Source organism: Embleya sp. NBC_00888 (assembly GCF_045207655.1).
GTDB lineage: Bacteria > Actinomycetota > Actinomycetes > Streptomycetales > Streptomycetaceae > Embleya.
In genome coordinates, this window is sequence record NZ_CP108785.1 from 3,313,028 (window position 1) to 3,327,385 (window position 14,358).

Annotated in this window: 9 protein-coding genes; 2 read left to right on the plus strand and 7 right to left on the minus strand. The window is 72.2% G+C overall.

The features are described from left to right. Positions 1 to 11: 11 nt before the first annotated feature. Together OG948_RS48810 and OG948_RS48815 are read right to left on the minus strand one after the other, a co-directional pair. On the minus strand, positions 12 to 1,247 hold the full coding sequence (locus OG948_RS48810; protein WP_331771483.1) for an aminotransferase class I/II-fold pyridoxal phosphate-dependent enzyme: 1,236 nt from the start codon (positions 1,245 to 1,247) through the stop codon (positions 12 to 14). A gap of 46 nt (positions 1,248 to 1,293) precedes the next feature. Beyond that, on the minus strand, positions 1,294 to 2,547 hold the full coding sequence (locus OG948_RS48815) for a GNAT family N-acetyltransferase (RefSeq protein WP_331771484.1): 1,254 nt from the start codon (positions 2,545 to 2,547) through the stop codon (positions 1,294 to 1,296). Between the two features lie 387 nt (positions 2,548 to 2,934). Here OG948_RS48815 and OG948_RS48820 point away from each other — a divergent pair, with 387 nt between their 5' ends. Further along, positions 2,935 to 3,246: a hypothetical protein gene (locus OG948_RS48820; protein WP_331771485.1), complete on the plus strand. Its 312-nt coding sequence runs from the start codon at positions 2,935 to 2,937 to the stop codon at positions 3,244 to 3,246. A gap of 132 nt (positions 3,247 to 3,378) precedes the next feature. Next, positions 3,379 to 6,564 carry an amino acid adenylation domain-containing protein gene (locus OG948_RS48825; RefSeq protein ID WP_331771486.1) on the plus strand — a complete coding sequence of 1,062 codons (3,186 nt, stop codon included), beginning with the start codon at positions 3,379 to 3,381 and terminating at the stop codon, positions 6,562 to 6,564. A gap of 68 nt (positions 6,565 to 6,632) precedes the next feature. Here OG948_RS48825 and OG948_RS48830 read toward each other — a convergent pair whose 3' ends face one another. The 5 genes from OG948_RS48830 to OG948_RS48850 all read right to left on the minus strand — a co-directional run bounded on the left by OG948_RS48830 (position 6,633) and on the right by OG948_RS48850 (position 14,340). Continuing rightward, positions 6,633 to 7,841, minus strand: coding sequence for a hypothetical protein (locus OG948_RS48830; protein ID WP_331771487.1), 1,209 nt, complete (start codon positions 7,839 to 7,841; stop codon positions 6,633 to 6,635). A gap of 348 nt (positions 7,842 to 8,189) precedes the next feature. After that, positions 8,190 to 8,843, minus strand: a complete 654-nt coding sequence (locus OG948_RS48835) for an RraA family protein (protein WP_331771488.1) — start codon at positions 8,841 to 8,843, stop codon at positions 8,190 to 8,192. Next, a complete protein-coding gene (locus OG948_RS48840) occupies positions 8,840 to 10,369 on the minus strand; it encodes an AMP-binding protein (RefSeq protein ID WP_331771489.1) in 1,530 nt (509 codons plus the stop codon). The genes OG948_RS48835 and OG948_RS48840 overlap by 4 nt, the downstream gene beginning before the upstream one ends. Before the next feature lie 231 nt (positions 10,370 to 10,600). After that, positions 10,601 to 12,208, minus strand: a complete 1,608-nt coding sequence (locus tag OG948_RS48845; protein ID WP_331771490.1) for a hydantoinase B/oxoprolinase family protein — start codon at positions 12,206 to 12,208, stop codon at positions 10,601 to 10,603. Continuing rightward, a complete protein-coding gene (locus tag OG948_RS48850) occupies positions 12,205 to 14,340 on the minus strand; it encodes a hydantoinase/oxoprolinase family protein (RefSeq protein WP_331771491.1) in 2,136 nt (711 codons plus the stop codon). Before OG948_RS48850 ends, OG948_RS48845 begins: the two co-directional genes overlap by 4 nt. Between the last annotated feature and the right edge of the window lie 18 nt (positions 14,341 to 14,358).

Genomic DNA, 14,358 nt, shown 5'->3' on the forward strand with positions numbered 1-14,358 from the left:
GCTCCGTTGGCTCAGCCCAGGACCGCGTCGACCGTCGCCCGGAACTTGTCGGCGGCGGCGGCGATGTCGTGCGGGCGGCTGAAGACGTCGACTCCGAAGTCGGCACCGAGGTAGGTGTCGGTGAGCCCGACCGTCAGAGCCACCGACCTGGCGAGCACGTCGTCGGTACGCGGCAGCGCGCCGGGGCGATACGTGTGCCCGCGCGCGGGCGACTCGACCGGCCGGAAGGGGCAGGACGGGTGTCGCGGGTCGGCGAGGGCGCGCAACTCGGGCAGGCCGCCGTAGTGGTGCTTGGGCGAGTGCAGCAACGTCTTCGATCCCAAACCGGCGGCGACCTGGTCGGCCGCTTCGCGGTCGTCGAAGAGGTAGACCGCGACGGTCGCGCAGTTTCCGTCGGCGTCGTGCAGGGTCCGCCGGGTGAGTCCGTCGCGCGTGCCGATCGCCTCGGTCAACTGTCGTTCGAGCCCGCGGATGTGTGCCAGGACGGCATCCAGGCGGGCGAGTTGGGCACGGCTGATCGCCGCGGTGAACTCGGTCATGCGCAGGTTCAGACCCAGCAGCACATCACCGGGGCCGTCCTGGCGGCGGTAGGGGAACCAGCCGTGGTCGTGGAAGGAGTACGCGCGTTGGAACGTCTCGGGGTCCTCGGTCACGAGCAGGCCGCCGTCGCCGCCGGTGACGACCTTGAACACGTTGAGGGAGAAGACCCCGACGTCGCCGAGTGTGCCCAGGCGGCGGCCGCGGTACTCGCCACCGCATGCCTGCGCCGCGTCCTCGATCAGCGCGAGGTCGTGCTCTCGCGCGATGCGCGTGAGCGCGTCCATGTCGCACGCCGCGCCGAGCATGTGCACGGCCATGATCGCGCGGGTACGCGGAGTGATCCGGGTCAGCACGTCCTCGGGGTCCAGCGTGAGTGATTCGTCGATTTCGGCCAGTACGGGCGTCGCACCGCTGTAGGCGATCGCGGCCAGGCAGGCGACATACATGTATCCCGGCACGATCACCTCGTCCCCGGGACCGATACCGAGGGCGGCGAGCGCGGCGAGCAGCGCCGAGGTGCCGCTGTTGAGCGTCAGGCAGTGCGTGGTCGCGAGCAGGTCGGCGGTCTCGCGTTCCAGCCGGCGGCATTGCGAGTCGTCGGACAGGGGTTGGGAGTGGACCGAGATCGTGCTCTGCCAGGCGTCGAGGACCTCCGCGATATTGCGGCGTTCCTCGTCACCGAACCACGCGTACCCGGGACCGGGCATGCGAGCGCCTCCTCACGTCGTATACGTGGCCGCCGATTCGCCCGGGTCAAAAGACCATCGGGCAGAACGGCGCGGGGTCGTGCCGGAACGCCCGCGCGGCCGCCCGCACCGCGCCGGCGCGGTGCTCGATCACCCGGCCGGCCGCGGCGAGTTGTACGAGGGAGGTGCCTCCCAGATACACGGCGCCCAACTCGCGGGCCGAAAGGGACAGCTCGGCCGGTGAGGCCGTGCGCGCGCACGAGGCGCCGTCCGCGCCGGTGCGTAGTCGCCAACGCCCGTGATTCCAGGGGCAGTCCGGATCGATGAGGTCGAGCACCAGGTCGATCTCGGCCGCGTACCCGCGCTGTGGAAGGGCGCGTTCGAGGTCCACGACGCGGGTGTAGAGCTGGTCGCGCACGACGGGCACCGCGCTGCGCGGATCGGCCAGCAGGGCCAGGATCGGGTCGTCGACGGGCCGGTCGGCGATCACCGTTCCGGCCAGGTCGATGTCGAGCAGCGCACGCCACACGCTCGCGTACGCCAGGGAGTCCTCGGCGAACACCTCGCGCACGTGCACGTCGTAGCGGGGATAGGAGTCCACCCAGCGGGCGGTCAGCGCGTACAGGGCGTATCCGCGCGGCCGGCCGCCTTCGTCCGAGTCCTCGGCCAGCATGCACAACATGCGACCGGCGCCGCCGCGACGCTCGGGCAGGTCCGACAGGGCGCGGCGGGTCCACGCGTCGTCGCGGTGGAAGGTGCCGGGGTGCCGGTCCGGTTCGCCGTCGTGGATGCGCGCGATGTGCGCAACGCATTCCGCGGGCTCCGCGACGCGTACCGGGAGGAGCGGTTCGAGCTGCGAGATCGTCAACTCCCGTGCATGGCGCGGGATTTCCAGATGGACGGCGCGAGTGGCGCCGCCGAACCCGAAACGGCCGTAGATCGCCGGCTCGGTGGTGTGCAGTGCGGCGACCGGCTCCTCGCCGCGTTCGTGCAGGCCGGCGAGTGTGCGTTGGATCATGCCGCGCATCAGCCCGCGGCGCCGGTGGGTGGGGTCCACGGTGATGTAGCCGAGACCGGCGATCGGCCGACGGCCGCCCGGGACGCCCATGTCGAACGAGTAGAGCGCGAGGGTGGCGCACGGCCGGCCGTCGCGGCGCACGAACAGCGAGCGTTTGGGCTCGAACACCTCGGCGACGACCGCCCGGTACGCGGGGGCGGCGTCGTAGCCGCCATAGGCCCGTGCCACGACGTCGGCGAATCGGTCCCAGGAATCAGGGACACCGAATTCGTATTCTTCGGTACGCAGGCGCGTCTGATCCACGAGCGGGCACACCTCACAGACAGAGGGGATGATCGAATCGATGTCCCGGTCCGGCGACATCGCATTCGGAAATGCGTGATTATCGGCAGCGGCCGATCGGGCAATTCGATCCCGGCGCTCGACCGTTAGCCATGCTTCACACCGCACGGATGTACTGTCAAGGCTCCTCTCGCATTTCGAGAAAAAGGGGCAGGGCGACGCCCGGTGTGTTCGCCGACGTGGGAATGATCGTCTCCGTGTCGAGATCATTTATATCGGAGGAGATCATTCAACTTAATTCCACGAAGATTGACTTCGGCGCCTTGTGATCTTCGGAACCGATCGCTGAGACTCGACATCGGACGCCGCCGGTCCGGTGTGTGTTCATTCTTCGTCGAAAGGATCGACGTGACCAATCCGAGGTTTATCGCCGGTAATACGCCCGTCGGGGACTGGCAGCAGCACGTGGAAGAGGACAACGGCACCGGGATCTACATCGACGTGGACACCAGCGCGGGCAACTTCGCGGAGACCCCGGTGTACACGGCGAACCTGTGCGGCCGCGACTCGATGTGGACGACCACCGGCGGCAACACCATCTACACGCCCACCGCGAAGGGCTTTCGCATCTACGTGCGCTGGCAGGACGGGCGACCCCTGAGCGTGGAGTACGCGGTGAGCCACGGCTGGTACATCAGCTGGGTGGCGACCGAGGTCTGATCCGGCGTCGGTGGCGGGAATCGCGGCTCGATTCGCGTCGACCCGCGATCCCGCCCCCGCCTGGTCGAACACCGCGGCCGCCGCACGCCCCGGCCCACGAAACGATGCGACAGGGGCTTCAACGACATGCGTATGTTGCGTGAGACACAGGTTGCACGGTTTCTCGGACGGGTCGTCCCGCTGCCCGCGGACCACACCGTTTTGGACCTCGTCGAGGCCCGAACGGCGCTCACCCCGCACGCGCCGGCGGTCGAGTGGGCGGGCCGCTCCCTCGACTACCGGCGCGTGACGCGGGCGGCGAACGCGGTGGCCCGCGATCTGCACGACCTCGGTGTCGGGCCGGGGGATCTGGTACCGCTGGTCGCCCACAACGGCCCCGCTCTGCCGGTGGCCATGCTCGGAGTGCTGGCGGCGGGCGCGGCGTTCCTCCCGCTGGACGCGCGGTGGCCGGCCCCGCGCCTGCACGACATGGTGCGCGCGTGCGCGCCCCGGGTCGTCGTGTCGATCGCCGCGCCGGGCGAGCGGCCCGCTCCCGCGACGACCTGGTCGAACGGCGACGGCGGGCCCGCGACGCTCGTCGTCGACGTCGAGCGGCTCGACGAAGCCGACGCCCGACCACGCGGCGCCCGTCCGGGTCCCCGGGACCTCGCCTACGGCTTCTACACATCCGGTTCCACCGGCGTACCCAAGTGCGCCCTGAACGTGCACCGGGGCCTGCTCAACCGCTTCCTCTACATGACCCGACGTTTCGTCGACGGCGCCCCGCACCGGGTGCTCCAGAACAGCCGGCACACGTTCGACTCGTCGTTGTGGCAGCTCCTGTGGCCCCTCACGCACGGCGGAACCGTCGTGATCCCCGAGCCCGGCCACATGCTCGACCTGACCGCCACCGTGCGCGTGATCGAGCGCCACCAGGTCACGATGACCGACTTCGTGCCCACGATCTTCAACGGCCTGGTCGAACTCCTCGACTCCGAACCGCGGCTGATACCGCCGCTAACCTGCCTGCGCCGGTTGTTGATCGGCGGCGAGGAGATCAACGCGCGTGCCGTGCGGCGCTTTCGCGCGATGTTGCCCGGGGTCGAGATCGTCAACACGTACGGTCCCACCGAGGCCGCGATCGGGTCGGTCTTCCACGACGTCAGCCGGGACGACCGCGTGCCGCTGCCGATCGGGCGGCCCATCGACAACACGTGGGCCATCGTCCTGGACGACCGCGCACGGCCCGTCGAGCCGGGCGAGATCGGCGAGATCCACATCGGCGGCGTGTGTCTGGGCCTCGGCTACCTCGACGACGCGACGCGCACCGCGGCGGCGTTCGTGGACAACCCGTTTCCCGAACTGCCCGGATCGCGCATGTACCGCACGGGCGACCTCGGGCACCACGACCGGGACGGCGTGCTGTTCTTCGACGGTCGGCGCGATCAACAGTTCAAGATCGGCGGAGTGCGGGTGGAATCCGCCGAGGTCGAGCACGCGATCGCCGCCCATCCGCACGTGCGCGAGGTCAAGGTGATCGCCCACGAACACGGTGGCGCGACGTACCTCGCGGCCTTCGTCACCGTCGCCGGCGCCACGTCGGGCGCCGAGTTGGCCCGGCACGCGCGTGCGGCGCTGCCGGTCGAACTGGTCCCCAAGCGGTTCCTGATCCTCGATCGGCTGCCGGTCAACGGCAACGGCAAAGCCGATCGCGGCGCCCTCGCGGACCTGCTCGTCCGACCGGCGAACGGCGATGCGCACGAACTCGATTCCGCCGACCCGCGCGGGGTTCCCCCGCCCGGGCAGGAGCTGCCCGCGCTGCTGGAGCTGTGGGCACGCGTGCTGCCCGAGCCGGTCACCGGCACCGACGAGGACTTCTTCGACAGCGGCGGCGACTCGCTGAGCGCGCAGCGGCTCGCGCTCGCCGTGTCGGCCCGCTTCCGGGCCCGCTTCTCGGTGCGCGACGTGGTCGCGGCCCCGACCGTGGCCGCGCAACTGGCGCGACTGGGCACACTCGCCCACCCCGCCGGGCACCGGGCGGGAGCCCGGCACGTCGGCACGAGCGCCGGCACCGCGTCCGAGGCGCGCCGGGATGTCGGCGGCCGGGTCGGCGCGGACCTCGTCCTGGACCCGGGCATCCGCGTGCCCGCGGTGCCCGAGGAACCGCCGCGCGTACGCCACGTGTTGCTCACGGGCGTGACCGGATTCGTCGGCGCGCACGTGCTGCGTGACATTCTGCGGCTGCCCGACGTCCGGGCATACTGCCTCGTGCGCGCGCACGACGCGCGGGCCGCCCGGCGACGCGTCGAGGCGACCCTGCGGCACTATCGACTGTGGCGCCCCGAGTACGCACCGCGCCTGACGGCCGTGACCGGCGATCTGGCCGCACCCGGACTCGGCCTCGCGCCCGCGTACGCGGTCCGCCTCGCCGAGCACGTCGACACGATCGTGCACGCGGGCGCGCTGGTCAACCTCGTCCGCGGCTACCCGGCCCATCGACCGGCCAACGTCTCGGGCACCGTGGAGGTCCTGCGCTTCGCGACGGTCCACCACCCCAAGGCGCTGCACTTCGTCTCCACCCTCGCCGCACGTGCCGACCCGCCGCTTCGACCGGCCGCGCCGGGCGACGACGACCGGGTGCCCGAGGCTCCGTGGCCCGCCTCGGTCGCGGCGAGAACCGGTTACGGGCACTCGAAATGGGTCGCCGAACAGCTCGTTCTCCAAGCCGCGCAGCGCGGCCTGCCGGTGGCGGTGCACCGGCTCGGCGAGGTGATGCCCGCGACGGACACCGGCGTGCCCAACCCCGGCTCGCGCACGGATCTGCTCATCCGCGCGTGCCTGCGCGTGGGGGCGCACCCCGCCGACGCGGCCCTGTCCGTGGACTACACGCCGGTGGACGCCGTCGGCGCGCTGCTCACCGCGGCCGTCACCCGCCACGAACGCGGCTGGTTCCACCTGCTGCACCCGCGAGCCCTGCGACTGGGCACGTTGCTGGGGGAGTTCGGTGCCGCGTTCGCGTTGCGGCCGGTCGAGTACGCGACCTTCCACGACCTGCTGGCCCGGACCGTGCGTACCGACCCCGAGGACCGCACACTCGCCGGCGCACTCGCGCTGCTGCCGGCGCCCGGCGCCGCGGGGCGCACGAACGGGCACGACCCCACCCGCGCCGGCGGGCTGGCCGACGTCTTCCAGGACGGCACCACGCGGTTCTCGATCACGCGCGCCGAGGGCCTCGCGCGCCGGATCGGATGGCAGCCGCCGGTGATCGACGCCGCCGTGCTGGGGCGCTACATCCACTACCACCGGACGTTCGCGCGGGAAGGGAGCCCGGATCGGTGAGGCGCGAACCCAGGCATCGCGGGGCGCCCCGCCGATCGGGGGACCCCGACCGGCCGGACGCCGCCCGATCACCGGATCCGCGTGCCCCTCTCCCGGACCACGACGTGGTCATCGGAGTCGCTCACCGCGAACACCGGGGGCCGGGGACGAACCCACACGTGGGAGAACGGCATGTCGTACGCACCCACACACCCCACCAGGACCAGATCCCCCGGCGCGAGCGACGCGGGCCCGCGCATCCCTCGGGCGAACACGTCCTCCTCGTAGCAGTTGTTGCCGTACAGGTCGAACGCATCCGTCCCGGGCGGCGCCCCGGTCGGCGACGGCGGATCGGCCCGCACGAACTCGATCGGGTGCGGGCGCGACTTGACCGTGCGGGCGAGGTTGGTGCCGGCGTCGAGTACCAGGAGGTCGGCGCCCTCGGCGCGCCGCTTGCGCACAGCCACGCGGGCGACGAGCACGCCGTGCTCCTCGACGAGGCTGCGCCCCGGCTCGATCACCAGTCGCACGTCCTCGGGCGGCAGACCGATCGACCGGCACTCCTCGGCGGCACCCGCCGCGAAGTCCCGCCAGGGGGCGATGGGATCGGCGGCCTCCCGACGCGGGGGAAAACCGCCGCCCAGATTCAGGACGAACGGCTCGTCCGACGCCGCGGCCCACGCTCGGATCGTCCGCCGCCACAGCCGGATCGCGGCGCGGTACGTCTCGGGATCGCGAACAAGCGTGCCCACGCCCAGGTGTACGCCGCGCACCACGACGCCGGCGTCGGCGAGCAGCCGCCACGCGTACGGCGCCTCGTCGGGCAGCAGGCCGAAGCGCGACCACCGCCCCGAGTCGGTGGGCATCGCGAGCCGCAGACACACCCGCGGCGCGCCGCCCGAATCGCGCGTGGCGGCGGCCAGGTGCTCGGCCTCGGCCGACGAGTCGATCTGCAGTCCCACGCCGCGCGCCACGGCGAACGCCGACTCGGCGGGGCTTTTCACCGGACCGTCGAAAAGAATGTCCCGCGGCGCGAAACCGTCGTCGAGCGCGGCCTGTAATTCGGGTCCCGAAACAACCTCGGCCAGCGCCCCCAGGGAACGCAGCAGCCGGGTGAACGCCACGAGTGGATTGCTCTTGTACGAGTACGCGAGAGAGAAGCGAGGAAAGAATTCGCGCCACGCCTTGTCCATCGCCACGAAATCCCGTTCGACGCCGCCGGGATCCACCACATGGAACGGAGTCGGTACTTCGCGGGCCACCTTCTCGGCCGCGCATTTCAACCGGTCGTCGATCACGATCCCCACCTCCGGATATACCGCACGATGACGCCGTGCTTTCACCGTAGGGCACCGATCGGCAAGCGTCGACGTACTGCCGAAAACCGGCGACGGCCATCGGAATCGGCGTCGCGCGGCGATGGCGGCTTGCCATTGGCCGTGCGGGCGTGCGCGGATCAGGGTCGCCGGACAAAGGGCGAGCGGAATCGTCGTGTTCGAGAATTCGCCCCTCGGCACGAGCGCCCGGCCCGTGCGCGGCCGGACTCGATCGGCCCGCCGGGTCGGGAGCACCGCCCGGCCCGCCTGTGTTCGGCCGGACTCGACCGGGCTGCCGCTGCCGCGTCGGCGAGCACCGCCTCGCCCGGGTCAGCGGCTCCGGAGGCGGGTGATCGCCTCGGCCTTCGGAGTGTAGGCGCGGGGCAGGCGCAGGCCGGCGGTCAGGGCCGCCAGCACCTCCTCCTCCGCCCGGTGGTAGGTGAGCGCGTCGGCGAGCAACGTGTCCGCGTCGGCGGCCGGCAGCGCCACCGCGCCGCCGTCGTCCAGCAGGATGGGATCGCCGTCCGCGATAGCGGTGTCGCCGATCTCGATCGGACCGCCGATCTCCGCGACGTGCACCGCGCCCCCCGGGCCCGCCGTCGCCTCCGCCAGCGCCCACAGCCGCAACCCCAGCCGGGCCACCGCCGGTACGTCCCGGACGCTGCCCTCGACCAGCGCACCGACCGCCCCCCGGCCCAGCGCGGCGGCGGAGAGGATCTCGCCCCACACCGCGCCGGGAGCCGCGTCCGCGCCCGCGATCACCACGACCCGGCCGGTCAGGTCCTCCGCGAGCAGCGCGTGCAGCGGTTTGAGGCCGTGCGCGCCGGCGCCGGCCGCGATCCGAACCGTGCGGGCCACACCCAGAACCGCCGCGCCGCCACGATGGAACGGCCGCAGCGGCGGGGTCAACCAGCCCGCGCGGCCCCGAAGTTGGAGCAGGTCGGCGAGTGCGGCGGTGGCAGGCGGCGACGACGTGCCGGTCACGGTGTGGTCCTCTCGGTCAGCAGGAACTTGCGGATCTTGCCGACGGAGGTCCTCGGCAACTCGGCCACCCGCTCGAAGCGCACCGGGCGCTTGGCCTTGGCGAGCCGCTCGGCGCACCAGTCGCCGAGATCGTCGAGCGCAGCCGGGCCGGCCTCGGGCACCGCCACCACGAACGCGACCGGCACCTCGTCGCGGACCTCGTCCGGCGCGCCCACCACGGCCGCCTCCAACACCGCCGGATGCTCGGCGAGTACCGCCTCGATCTCCACGACCGAGACGTTCTCCCCGGCGACCTTGAGCACGTCGCCGCGCCGCCCGGCGAAGTGGAAGTGGCCGTCCCGGTCCACCCGGGCGCGGTCGCCGGTGACGAACCAGCCGTCCCGGAAGGCGGCGGCCGTCGCGGCCGGGTCGTCGAGGTAGCCCGCGAACAGGCTCACCCCGGGCTCGCCGCCGACCACGATCTCGCCGTCCGCCGCCGGTGCCCCGGTGGCCGCGTCGTGCACGGCCACCACGCAGCCGGGTGTGGGCCGACCCATCGACCCCGGGACCGGCGCGCCGGCGGGATTGCTCAGCACCGCCGGGATCGTCTCGGTCATCCCGTACAACTGGCGCGGCCGGCAGCCCCCGAGCAGCGCCGCGAACCGCTCGTACTGGTCGTCGGTGACGTTCTGCGCGTACCAGCAGTGCCGCACCAGCAGCCCGGGCGGCGCGTTCCGGGCGCCGGTGCGGGCCAGGATCATCCGGATCGGCGCGGCGAACAGGCTCACGTGGGTCACCTCGTGCCGCGCGGCCTGCGCGACGAACCGGCTCGCGGAGAACGCGGGCAGCAGTACGACGCTCGCGCCGACGGTGATGGCCGCGGCGAACGAGTAGTACTGCGCGTTCGCGTGGAACATCGGCAGTACGACGAACTGGCGGTCCCTGGACCCGAGTTCGGCGGCCTCGGCCATCACGGTGCCGGTGAAGGCGTAGTTGGCCTGGGTGACCATCACGCACTTGGGCTCGGCCGTGGTGCCGGAGGTGAACATCAACCCGGCCAGGTCGTACGGGCCGGGTGCGGGCGTACCCGCGCTCGGGGGCCGGCCCAGCAGGAGCGTCAGGTCGGTGTCGTCCTCCGCGACCTCGACCACGGTCGTGCCGGTCTCGGCAGCGGCCGCCCGGTAGTCGGCGGCCCGTTCGGGCGCGCAGAAGCCGAGCCGGGCTTCGGTCCGGCGCAGGTGCGCGGCCAGTTCCGGGGTTCGCGCGGAAGGGTCGGAGCACACCATCGCCGCGCCGAGGCGGACCAGCGCGAGCCACAGCGCGACGTACGCCGGGCAGTTGCGCAACGCGATGCCGACCCGGTCGCCGGGCCGGACGCCCCGCGCGATCAGCCCGCCGGCCACGCGCGCGACGAGGGCGTCGAACTCGGCGTAATCCCAGCGCGTCACCGCCCCGTCGGGCGCCTCCCAGATCAAAAAGGGCGCGTACGGGTGGGCCGCCACCGTGTCGGACCAACGCGCCGCGAAGGTGGGCGGAACGGACGCCATGTCGACCTCCAGAACATCGACCAAGCAAGGGAAAAACCGAAAACCAACACCAGCCAAGCCTCGCAGTCCACCCCCATACCCGCCCCGCCCACACTCACCCGGATCCACACCCGCCTGCCCCAACCAACGCCCGTCCCACGGACCCACACCCCGACGACCACAGGCCGACCGCCGGGGCACCACGCGGCGCGCGACCCGAGCCGCGCGCCGCGATCCCCTCGCGTCGGCGTCCTACACCGCGCTCACACCCGCATGCGCACCCACAACACCCGTCTCCCCGACCGGGGGCCCGTAGCCGCCCCCGCCCGGCAGCTCCAGTCGCACCACGTCTCCCGGCTGGAGGGTGATCCGAGCCTGGGTGCGTACCGGTTCGCCGTTGACCAGGAACCGACCGGTGGCGCCCTCGCCGCCGCCGAAGATTCCGCGTGGGCCGCGGGCGAGGCGGCTGGCCACCGCGTTGAGCACCCACGGCGAGGGCGAGTCGACAGTGAACTCGATGGTCTGCCCCATCCCGCCCTCCTGCGCGCCCGCGCCGCCCGAGCCGCGCCGAAGTTCCTTGCGCAGGAAACGAATCGGGGCGGACGCCTCGACCACCTCCAGCGGCACGGCGGAAACGCCGGTCGGGTACGACGTGGTGGACAGGCCCGGCTTGCCCGCCCGCGCGCCGACGCCGCCCGCGTAGGTGAACATCGCGGTGATGAACGGCTTGCCCTCCGCGTCGTGCCCGCTCACCTGCATCGTCCACACGGCCGCCGAGCCCTCGGCCATCACCGCCTCGGGCAGCGCCTGCGACATCGCGTTGAGCAGCGGCATCGGCAGGAACATGCCGACCACGTGCCGCGCGGTGCACGGCGACGGGGACACCGCGTTGACGATGCTGCCCAGCGGTGCCTCCACCTTGATCGGCGCGAGCGAGCCGGCGTTGTTGGGCACGTCCGGGTTGAGCAGGCTGCGCAGGGTGAACGTGGTGTAGGCGTGCGTGTAGTTCTTGACCACGTTGATCCCGAACGGGCTCGCGCCGGACGAACCCGCGTAGTCGACCAGGATCTCGCCGGCGTCGGGGTCGATGGTGACCGCGACCTTGATGGTGATCTCCGAGCCGTCCGCGAGGTCGAGGATCGACGCGGCCTCGTACGTGCCGCCGGGCAGCGCTCGGATCGCCCGCCGGGTGGCCTCCTCGGAGCGGCGGATGACCTCGTCTCCCAGGTCCTCGATGTCATCCAGCGCGTACGCGTCCAGCAGCGTCTTCAGTCGCGCCGCGCCCACCTCGCCGGAGGCCATCTGGGCGTGCAGGTCACCGGCCATGTGGGTGGGCTGCCGGACGTTGGCGAGCACGAAGTCCCAGACCGGCTCGTTGCGTTCGCCGCCGACCATGAGCTTGCTGATCGGGATCCACAGGCCCTCCTCGAACACGTCCCGGGCACCCGCGCCGATGCCGTAGCCGCCGACGTCGGTGTGGTGGATGGTCGAGCCGAAGAACGCGATCACCCGCCCGCCGCGCCAGACCGGCACCAGGACGGTGACGTCGAGGAGTTGGCCCGCGGTCTGGTACGGGTCGTTGGTGACCAGCACGTCGCCGGGGGTCAGCGAGTCGACCGGATGCCGGTCCAGGATGTTGCGACACGCGATCGCGAGCGAGTTGATGTGGCCCGGCGTACCGGTGACGGCCTGGGCGACCATCCGGCCGCGCCGGTCGAACAGCGCGTTCGCCAGGTCGCCGGCCTCACGCACGATCGGGCTGAACGCGGCCCGCTGGAGGGCCTTGGCCTGCTCGTTGACGGTGGCGACGAGGGAGCCCCACAGGACCTCCAGCTCGATCGCGTCGAAGGTACGGGTCACGCGGATCCCTCCTCGGTCGTGGCGGTCGTGGCGGTCGTGGTGGCAGCGGATGTGGTGGCGGTGGCGATGATCGAACCGTCCGGCGCGACCTCGCAGGACCAGCCGTCCGGGATGACCGACGTGGTCTCGCGCTCCTCGACCAGCGCCGGTCCGACGAAACGATCGCCCGCGCCCAGTTCGGCGCGCCGGTAGACCGGTACGTCCACGGCGGGCGTACCGAGCCGGAAGCGGGCCGCGCGATGCCGGTTCGGCGTGGGGCTGCCCGTGCCGACCGGCACCGTGGGCACCTCGAAGCCGGGTGCGTCCGACCACGCGGCGACCCGCCAGGTGACCACCTCGACGCCGACGTCGGGGATCCGCAGGCCGTAGATCTTCTGGTACTCGGTGTGGAACTGTTCGACGGTGTCCGCGAGCGAGGTGGGCCACGCGTCGCCCTCGCCGACCCACAGGGTGATCTCGTTGCCCTGGCCCTCGTAGCGGGCGTCCAGGCCGTAGCGGAAGCTCACGTCGCCCGCCTGCGCACCGGCGGCGGCGAGCACCCGGCGCGCCTCCTGCCGCATGTCCGCGAGCAGCGTGTCCCGGTCGGCGGACACGCTCTCGTCCAGGGTGCGGACCATGCTCCGGGCCAGGTCGATGCGCACCGGGCTGACCAGGGTGCCGAACGCGGACAACACGCTCGCGTTGACCGGGAAGATCACCCGAGGCGCCTCCAGGAGCGTGGCCACCCCGCACGCGTGCACCGGTCCGGCGCCGCCGAACGCGATCAGCGCGACGCCACGCAGGTCGATGCCGCGCTCGACCGCGTGCATCCGCGCGGACGCGGCCATGTTCTGGTTGATCACCTCGTACACCCCGACCGCGACGTGATCCGCGTCCGAGCCCGCGCCGAGCCGCTCGGCCAGCGGCGCGAACGCGGCCCGGGCGGCGGGGAGATCGAGCGGCATCTCGCCGCCGAGGAAGTACTGCGGGTCGAGCAGGCCGAGCACCAGGTCCGCGTCGGTGGTCGCCGGGATGGTGCCGCCCCGGGCGTAACCGACCGGACCCGGGTCGGCGCCGGCGGAGTCCGGGCCGACCTTGAGCAGACCCAACTCGTCCACCCGGGCCAGACTTCCGCCGCCCGCGCCGATCTCGACCAGGTCGACCGAGGGGATCGAGCACGGGTAGCCCGAGCCCTTCTTGAACCGGTAGACCCGGGCCACCTCGAACGCGTTGGTCAACTCCGGCCGATAGTCCTCGATCAGACAGGACTTGGCGGTGGTGCCGCCCATGTCGAAGCAGAACAGCCGCTCCTCGCCCAGCCGTCGGGCGTACCACACGCCGGCCAGAGCGCCTGCGGCCGGACCGGACTCGACCAGTCGGATCGGTACCCGGCGGGCGTCGTCGGCGGAGACCACACCGCCGTTGGAGAGCATCATCAGCACCGACGCGCCGAAGCCCTCGGCGCTCAGCCACGCCTGGAGTTCGGCCAGGTAGGGGCCGATCACCGGCATGGTGGCCGCGTTGCACGCGGTGGTGACCATGCGCGGGTACTCGCGGATCTGCGGGGTCACCTCGTGCGACGCGCACACCGGCACCGACAGCCGCTTGGCCAATCCCTCGGCGACCGCGCGTTCGTTGGCCGCGTTGGCGTACGAGTTGAGCAGGCACACCGCGACGGCCTCGACGTCGTCGGCGGCCAACCGCACCGCCAGTGCGTCGAGTTCGGCCTCGGCGGGCGCGGTACGGACCTCGCCGGTCGCGGTGGTGCGCTCGTCGATCTCGAAGACCAGTTCGCGCGGGATGGGCGGGGCGGGGAACTCGATCTGGAGGTCGTACATGTCGTAGCGGTGCTCGTTGCGGATCTCCAGCGTGTCGCCGAAGCCCGAGGTGGTCACCAGCGCGGCCCGGCCGGTCTTGCCCTCGATCAGGGCGTTGGTGATCAGCGTGGTCGCGTGCACGATGGGCCGGGTGATGTCGGCCGGGGTGATGCCGGCCTTGGTCAGTGCGGAGGTCACGCCCACGCGGACCCCGCCGAGCGGGGCGGACGGGGTGGTGAGCGTCTTCTCGACCACCACGCGGCCGGTGTCGGCATCCAACAGGACCACGTCGGTGAAGGTGCCACCGATGTCTACGGCAAGGCGCCAGTCGGTCACGTCAGGCCTCCTCTTCTT

Coding starts and splice junctions, on each gene's coding strand:
- OG948_RS48810 (WP_331771483.1), bottom strand. CDS start 1,247: ATGCCCGGTCCCGGGTACGCGTGGTTCGGTGACGAGGAACGCCGCAAT.
- OG948_RS48840 (WP_331771489.1), bottom strand. CDS start 10,369: ATGGCGTCCGTTCCGCCCACCTTCGCGGCGCGTTGGTCCGACACGGTG.
- OG948_RS48825 (WP_331771486.1), top strand. CDS start 3,379: ATGTTGCGTGAGACACAGGTTGCACGGTTTCTCGGACGGGTCGTCCCG.